Source organism: Algoriphagus sp. NF (assembly GCF_028823735.1).
Lineage (GTDB): Bacteria > Bacteroidota > Bacteroidia > Cytophagales > Cyclobacteriaceae > Algoriphagus > Algoriphagus marincola.
Genome location: NZ_JAPEIB010000043.1, coordinates 23001 through 31142 on the forward strand (window position 1 = coordinate 23001; position 8142 = coordinate 31142).

At 41.7% G+C, this 8142-nt stretch carries 6 protein-coding genes; 3 read left to right on the plus strand and 3 right to left on the minus strand.

The genetic code is table 11. The features are described from left to right. Positions 1-342 precede the first annotated feature (342 nt). Positions 343-1944, plus strand: a complete 1602-nt coding sequence (gene pckA / locus OU792_RS16220) for a phosphoenolpyruvate carboxykinase (ATP) (RefSeq protein WP_274670724.1) — start codon at positions 343-345, stop codon at positions 1942-1944. 127 nt (positions 1945-2071) lie between these two features. Continuing rightward, complete coding sequence (locus OU792_RS16225) at positions 2072-2509, plus strand: peptidylprolyl isomerase (protein ID WP_274670725.1); 438 nt, start codon at positions 2072-2074, stop codon at positions 2507-2509. A gap of 14 nt (positions 2510-2523) precedes the next feature. Here OU792_RS16225 and OU792_RS16230 read toward each other — a convergent pair whose 3' ends face one another. Then, complete coding sequence (locus OU792_RS16230; RefSeq protein ID WP_274670726.1) at positions 2524-4095, minus strand: hypothetical protein; 1572 nt, start codon at positions 4093-4095, stop codon at positions 2524-2526. A gap of 76 nt (positions 4096-4171) precedes the next feature. Here OU792_RS16230 and OU792_RS16235 point away from each other — a divergent pair, with 76 nt between their 5' ends. Further along, positions 4172-4795, plus strand: coding sequence for a hypothetical protein (locus OU792_RS16235; RefSeq protein ID WP_274670727.1), 624 nt, complete (start codon positions 4172-4174; stop codon positions 4793-4795). On the opposite strand, the gene OU792_RS16240 is transcribed toward OU792_RS16235, so the two are convergent. Together OU792_RS16240 and OU792_RS16245 are read right to left on the minus strand one after the other, a co-directional pair. Continuing rightward, positions 4792-5493 (minus strand): TrmH family RNA methyltransferase, encoded by a 702-nt coding sequence (locus tag OU792_RS16240; protein ID WP_274670728.1) that lies wholly within the window; start codon positions 5491-5493, stop codon positions 4792-4794. The genes OU792_RS16235 and OU792_RS16240 overlap by 4 nt on opposite strands. A gap of 13 nt (positions 5494-5506) precedes the next feature. Continuing rightward, complete coding sequence (locus OU792_RS16245) at positions 5507-8122, minus strand: DNA gyrase/topoisomerase IV subunit A (protein WP_274670729.1); 2616 nt, start codon at positions 8120-8122, stop codon at positions 5507-5509. Positions 8123-8142 lie beyond the last annotated feature (20 nt).

Sequence of the window (8142 nt, forward strand, 5' to 3'; positions counted from 1 at the left end):
GCCCTTTTGGATGGCCAAAAATAGTTGGCCCTTCGAATTCCGGATTATTAGGTGTTTCCAAGGATAATTTCTTTTGGTTGGATAGATTTTTACAATGATAAGAGAATTCTGGACTTCGTTCCAAAAAAAGCTTTCCTCAGAATAATAAATTTCACTTCAAACTATGATAAAAGTCAGCGAACAAATTGCTTTAATACTACATTTTTGAAAGGCCACCAAATAATTTATTGAAAATCTTTCGTAATCGATTGAATGGTCAAAAAAAGCAGATTTTTTGATTTTCAATCTGGTATTTTTCTTTAATTTTGACCAAGATATTTTCAGAATATAAACCCAAATTTTATGCAGGATTTAGCGCTGGATGCCCAGACTTCTCCTTTGGAATTTCTAGATCTCCACACGACTGGAAAAATCCACTACAACCTTCCACCTGCCGAACTTGTAGAGCACGCATTGGCAAGGAATGAAGGATCACTCACCTCAACCGGTGCCTTGATGGCGGACACGGGAAAATTTACCGGAAGATCTCCCAAGGATCGATACATCGTTCGCGATGCTAAGACTGCCGACTCGGTCTGGTGGGGAGATATCAATATTCCTTTTGAGGAAGAAAAGTTTGATCAGTTGCTTGAAAAAATGAAGCAATTTCTAGCAGACAAAGATCTCTTTGTAAGGGATGCTTATGCTGGAGCTGATCCAGAATACCGGTTAAACATCCGAGTTGTAAATACTTGGGCATGGCACAATCTCTTCTGCAACAATATGTTCTTGAGACCGAGTGCTGAAGAATTAGAAAACTTTGAAAACGACTTTACCATCATCTGCGCACCTGGCTTTCAGGCAGATCCAGAGGTCGATGGTACAAAGAGCCCCAATTTTGCTATTTTGAATCTGAGCAAGCGAATGATTCTGATTGGAGGGACAGGATATGCCGGAGAAATGAAAAAAGGTATTTTCTCCGTCTTAAATTATCTACTACCTCATGAGCATCAGACTCTCTCTATGCATTGTTCTGCCAATGTGGGAAAAGACGATGACACGGCTATTTTCTTTGGCCTTTCTGGAACAGGGAAGACCACCCTATCTGCTGATCCAAATCGATCTCTGATTGGTGATGATGAGCACGGATGGACTGAGCATGGCGTTTTCAATTTTGAAGGTGGCTGTTACGCTAAAGTCATTGACTTGACTAGGGAAAAAGAGCCTGAGATTTGGGATGCGATCAAATTCGGCTCCATTGTAGAAAACACCCGTTTTAAGGACGGCTCGAGAGAAGTGGATTTTGCAAATAAGTCTGTCACTGAAAATACCCGTACGGCTTATCCCATCAATTTTATTCCAAATGCAAAGGAACCTTCTATAGCCCCTGTGCCTAAGAATATCTTTTTCTTGACTGCAGATGCCTTTGGAGTGATTCCTCCCATTTCCAGATTAAACAAAAGTCAGGCCATGTATCATTTTATTTCAGGATACACGGCAAAGGTGGCTGGTACAGAAATGGGCATTACCGAGCCAAAATTGACCTTTTCTGCTTGTTTTGGAGCGGCATTTTTACCGCTACACCCCACAGCTTATGCTACGCTATTTGGCGAAAAAATGGAAAAGTACCAGACTAATGTTTGGCTAATCAACACTGGCTGGACTGGAGGCCCTTATGGAATTGGCTCTAGGATGAAGCTAAGTTACACACGTGCGATGATCACTGCCGCTTTGGAAGGAAAGCTTGATTCAGTGGAGTTTAAGACCCACCGATATTTCGGATTTGATGTTCCACAAACTTGTCCAGAAGTACCTAGCGAAGTCCTTAATCCGCGAAGAACTTGGAAAAATCCTGAGGATTATGATCTCCAAGCTTCAAAGCTAGCCAAGTCCTTTATCGAAAATTTCAAACAATTTGAAGATTATGCCTCCGAGGATATTCTCAAAGGGGCTCCAAACTTCTAAAATATTCAATAACCCAAATGTGACCGAAGCCCGCATCATTTTGAGCGGGCTTTTTCTATAGATTATTAATTTTTATGCTACGAATTAATATTCTCCGTTTATTTTTATGCCATTAATTATTAGAAAAATGAAAACAGCAGAGATTATTACGGAGAAAGGAACCATGAAAGTGGAATTTTTCGAGAAGGATGCCCCTAACACTGTCAAAAATTTTGTGGATTTATCCGAAAAAGGATTCTACGATGGACTTACTTTCCATCGGGTAATTCCCAATTTTGTGATTCAGGGAGGTTGTCCTGAAGGTACAGGAAGAGGAGGACCAGGCTATCAAATCGATTGCGAATTGACTGGTGACAATCAATATCATGACAGAGGAGTGCTCTCAATGGCCCATGCTGGCCGAAATACAGGTGGATCGCAGTTTTTCATTTGTCACAATCGTGACAACACGCGACACCTAGATCGAAATCACACCGTATTCGGTAAGGTTGTAGAAGGCTTGGATATCATCGACGATATTCGGCCGGGTGATAAAATAGAAAAAATCATTATCCACCAAGATTAAATTTTAAATCCCCATCACTGGGGATTTTTTTTATAAAAATCCTGCAACAAGGACTTCAACTCCTGATGAAGGATAGGGGCAGTTTCAGGTCCCACTGAATTAATCTCCCCATAAGGCCGATCTTCATAATCATAGGTATATGGAGGTTCTACATCCCACTGACTTTTAGGTATGATATAACCAATCATATCATTGGAAATTCCACCGAAAAACCTGAATTGACCAGAAGTCAAAGCATTGATTGCTGGCACCTCTACCGGTTCTATTCCAAAGTCAGCTCCTTCGGGAGATTCTATTCCTCCATGAAGAATTTCAGGATAAAGTTCTCCCGGGACATGTAAAAAGCTTGCCGGTCCTAATTCCCAAATGGCGATTTCAGATCGGATTTTTTTCCAACTGACAAAACCTCTGTCAAAAATTCCGATGACCGCCGCTAATTGAAAAAGCTTATTATCCAGTGGAAGTGCAAAACTTTTAGCTTTCAGTCTCAAATTCACCTTGGAGAAAGTATTAAAGCTTGTATCAGCAAGGGTTTCCAGAGTGATTTGAGCCAGAATATCTCCCTGTGCTTTCATTTTTTCGGGACTTGGCTCCAAAAGCTCTTCTCCAGAAATCGGGTCTTGTATCGGCATACTGGGATGAGTAGTCATCAAGCCACCTACGGCACCATTCAGGAAGATCGCTACGCCGCCAAACCCATCAATACTCATGGAATCAGAAAGAGAAATCCCATTTTCCACTCCATCTCTCCAAGTACTTGGAAAGTCTGAACTGATTTGAATATTCTGAGACCAGAGCGTTTCGGGGTGATTTCCCCAATTCATTATGGTACCAAGCGTTTCTCCTGTCTCTCTATCCAAAACTTGCATCAGGCGAAGACTCGCATCCAAAATCACCGGTGGCCGCGTATCCCCTACCAAAGGCTTAAGCCGGTCAGTTTCCTCTGCAAACTTAAATTCTGCCGGACGTAAGGATTTGTAAGCCTCTTCCACACTTTTTACTATTCCTCTTTGCACCTGATCCAGGTATTCCGGATTGACTCCCCGCTTGAAGCTGGAGGGTCCCCACATTCCCATCAGGTCAGGAGAAGAGTGAACATGTGTACTGGCAATAATCACAAAATCAATCCAAGGAATTTGCGCTTCGATTAGCTTTCTCGTGCTGATAATCTCATCATTTCCAAAGCCAATCATATCTATCACACACAAGGCCATTTTGACATTTCCGGCATCCAGCACCATCGTTCTAGCCCACAAAGAGTCGAGTACTCCCTGTGCTGGTCGATTATTTTGAAAACCTGCTAACCAAATAGCATCAAACTCACCATTTTGATTTTTATCCTCAAAAGTATCTCCATCCTCAGGATTGTATTGAGCATCTCCGTTGGCATCGGTCCAGGTTTCAAAGTAGGTCGGAGTAATAGATACCTTAGAAAAGCCTGCAAGAATTTCGTTTTGCTCTCCTTCCAATTCCAAATCCACCCAATAATCAGGATGCCGGTCTTTCGTCTGAATAAAAACCCAAATAATACAGGAAATGAAAGCCAAGGCCAGGATGAGACCGATGATTTTTAAAGTCTTCTTCATAAACCAGGATTTTGTCAATAAGAGGAATAAAGTAGCTTGGTTCTAAGTTGGAATAAAATTTGGAACTGAGGATGATATGCAGACAAATTACATTAAAAAAGCAGCACTATTTCTATTTTTCGCAGCGATAATCAGCCTTCCTTCATCCGTGAAAGCTCAACGATATGGTACCGCATTAGGTCATCGTGTAGGAAGTTCAGATCTGAACCGTACAGTAGGACTTACGCTTGAGCAACTAATCCAAAAGCGTATTTCAGCAGAATTGATTCTTCAGTCTGACTTCTCGAGAAACACCACCTTTTCTGCTTTGGCAAAATTCCATAGACCCATTATTTCAAAGAGATTCAATTACTATTTAGGTGCAGGACCAGCCTTCGGAAATGAGGAAAGCTTTCAAAAAATACCTGAAACACGGCAAATCGTGCACACATACGGAAACTCAACTTTTGGACTTGATATGATTGCAGGATTGGAATTGACCGTAGCGAATGCAGTGATTTCACTTGATTACAAACCAAACATCAATATTGCCGGGCGGGAAGAGTTTTTTAGAGGTCAAGTCGGGATTTCAGCCAGAACCGTATTGGTAAAGAGCAAAGAACAAAAAAAGAGGGCAAAGCAGCGTCAAAAAGCCAGAAAGGCAAATAGCTCCGAAAAAAGCAGCTTTTGGGAAAAATTGAAGATTGGACCGGCTTACTAATTTCCTTTCAAACTCTCAAAATACATCTTCTCATGAAGATCTGATCGCTTCACAATACTGCGATACCACTTTAGCCTAAGAAAGTTTTTTTCATCCTCCTTTAGGTGAAAATCCGGAATATCAAGTTTCTGAGTTTTCTGAACCAGATCGAAAAGAAAGATGGAGGCTGAAACAGATATATTGAAGCTTTCTGTAAAGCCTAACATAGGAATATGAACCAATCCATCGACTTTTCCCTGGACTTCTGAAGAGATTCCTTCATGCTCATTTCCGAAAACCAAAGCAATTTTCTCATCGGCCTTTAATTCCGAAATCGGGATTGAATTTGCATTAGGGCTTGTGCCAAGGATCTTATATCCCTGACCCCGAAGTTGATCAAAACACATGTCCACCGAAGAGCCTTCTGGATTATAGTATTTATGCAAATCCACCCATTGAGATGCTCCTCGGGTTACATAAGGGTTGATTTTGTAGGCATTGGTCTTCTCAATGACATGTAAATCCTGAATACCAAAGCAATCGCAAGTACGAATCACAGCACTGGCATTGTGCGGTTTGTAGATATCTTCCAGGACGACGGTAAAATGTCGGGTGCGCTTGGCAAGAACTTCCTCGATTACCTTTTTCTTATGATCAGTAACATACTGTCCCAAGTAATCGAGAAGCCCCTTATCAAAATCCGATTCAATATCACCCATGGCCTTTATTGCATCAAAACAAGCCTAATTGCTCTTCGTCACTATCCTTTTTGGGTGATAGATCCACCGTGCTTCCAATCTCTATTTCGTCGGAATCTTCATCCTTATTTTCCTCCTTTGAGGATTGCTTTTCCTCTTTTTTCTGAGCAATTAGCTCCAAGCTTTTTATCGGGTAAGAACTCAATTTATTACCCATAGCCTTCCAGCCCTTTACATCAATGATCATATCCAAGTCGTAGACTTGTTCTTCTTCTTCCTTTCCTTTTGTGACGATAGCTTTCACCTGAGGCTGTTTTTCGGAAGAGATCAACTTAAGAGCTGAAGATCGATGATCCGTGATGAAATTAAATTTCTTATTCAGGGTAGTTGTTTCAATTTGGAATCGCTTGACGAAATAATTCTTGCTTCCCCCATCGTAATAGACAGCAGACAAGACCTTCTCGGGGTCGAATTTTTCGATCAGCAATACATCATTTGGCTCGTAGCGATTAGTCAATTCAAAGTTGGTCAGCTCATAATCCCCTGATTTATAACAAACTAAAATCCGATCCTCTCCTAAGAAATTACCAATCAAATTACCTCTTTCATCGGTATTCAGACGACCAACTACCGGATCGTAATAGATGTCCAAGCCACCAAGCGTGGAGACACCCTCCATCTTCAGCTGAACTTTTCGGACCGGATACCTTGTCAAGATATTACCCCCTGCTCCTCTTCCTTTGATATCCAAATCAGCAAAATCAAAGTCAAAAACCTTAACCCTGGCCTTGGCACCCTGAGTCAAATAAACGGTGACGATTTCGGCTTCTCCATTCGGATTGGCTGTCAGATATAAGGTCTTGGAACCTTTTGTACCCTTGGTCAAATCGTATTCTCGATCTCGAGTGACACCACCAGGCTGGAAGCGCTTAACCATCGCTCTCCCTGAGGCTCCGTCCAGGTAAATCAGATTAAAGGTGAGTCGATCATCTGTTTTTCGATAGATCCCAACATGGAGGATATCCTTACCCATGAAGACCTTATCCTGAATCTTAGAAACCATCATTTTTCCGTCCTTGCGAATGACGATGATGTCATCTAAGTCCGAACAATCACAAACAAATTCTTCTTTTTTTAGACCTGAGCCTACAAATCCATCTTTGCGATTGACGTAGAGCTTGGCATTGTTTGCAGCTACTACAGTGGCTTGAATGGTATCAAAGGCACGTATTTCAGTTTTCCGCTCCCTTCCTTTTCCATACTTCTCGAGCAATCGTTCATAGTATTTGATCGAATAGTCTGTAAGGTGTCTTAGGTTGTGATTGACTTCTTTCAATTCATCCTGCAGGCGCTTCATCAACTCATCTGCCTTGAAGGAATCGTATTTGGAGATACGCTTGATCTTTATTTCGGTCAGTCGAACCAAGTCTTCTTGGGTAATTTCCCGATAGAAATCAGGCTTATAAGGATCCAATCCTTTATCAATTGCCTGCAAAACCTCATCCCAAGTGGTACATTCCTCTATGTCTCGATAGATTCTGTTTTCAATGAAGATCTTTTCAAGGGATGAGAAGAGCAATTTCTCCATCAACTCCCCTTTTCGGATTTCTAATTCCTGCTTGAGAAGCTTCTTGGTCTGCTTGGTATTGTATTCCAGAATTTCATTAACTGAAATGAAAACCGGCTTTTCATTGACAATGACACAGGCATTTGGAGAGATGGAAACCTCACAATCCGTGAAAGCATATAATGCATCGATTGTCACATCAGGAGAAACTCCCGAGGCAAGATGAATCTGGATTTCAACATCCTTAGCCGTATTATCTACGACTTTCTTGATTTTTATCTTTCCTTTATCGTTTGCTTTGAGGATTGAATCAATCAAAGAATCAGTAGTAGTTCCAAAAGGTATCTCCTTAATTGCGAGAGTCTTGGAATCCTCCTCTTCAATTCTTGCTCGAACTTTTACTTTTCCTCCTCGAAGGCCCCCATTGTATTCTGAAAAATCTGCCAAACCTCCCGTCAGGAAATCCGGGAGTACGTTAGTGGTATTGCCTTTCAAAATTTCTATCGAGCCTTCAATCAGTTCGCAGAAGTTGTGAGGCAATATCTTGGTAGATAGCCCCACGGCAATTCCTTCCACCCCTTGAGCTAAGAGTAAAGGGAATTTAACAGGCAAAGTAACCGGCTCTCGCTTTCTTCCATCATAGGACAATTGCCAATCCGTAGTCTGTGGATTAAAGACTACTTCAAGAGCAAACTTGGAAAGTCTGGCCTCTATATATCTGGCGGCTGCAGCTGAATCACCGGTGCGAATGTCACCCCAGTTACCCTGGGTCTCAATGAGCAGATCCTTTTGTCCCAAATTAACGATGGCATCACCAATCGAAGCATCGCCATGTGGGTGATACTGCATGGATTGACCGATGATATTGGCGACTTTGTTGAAGCGCCCATCATCCATTTCCTTCATGGCATGGAGAATTCGGCGCTGAACAGGCTTCAGACCATCTTCAATGGCTGGAACAGCGCGCTCCAGAATTACATAGGAAGCATAGTCCAAAAACCAATCCTTATACATGCCTGTGACAGGCACTGAATTGTGTAAACTATCGTCGGTTTCTTCAGGCTTATTTGTTTCTTCGCTCATGTATTAATCCAAATTTGTTT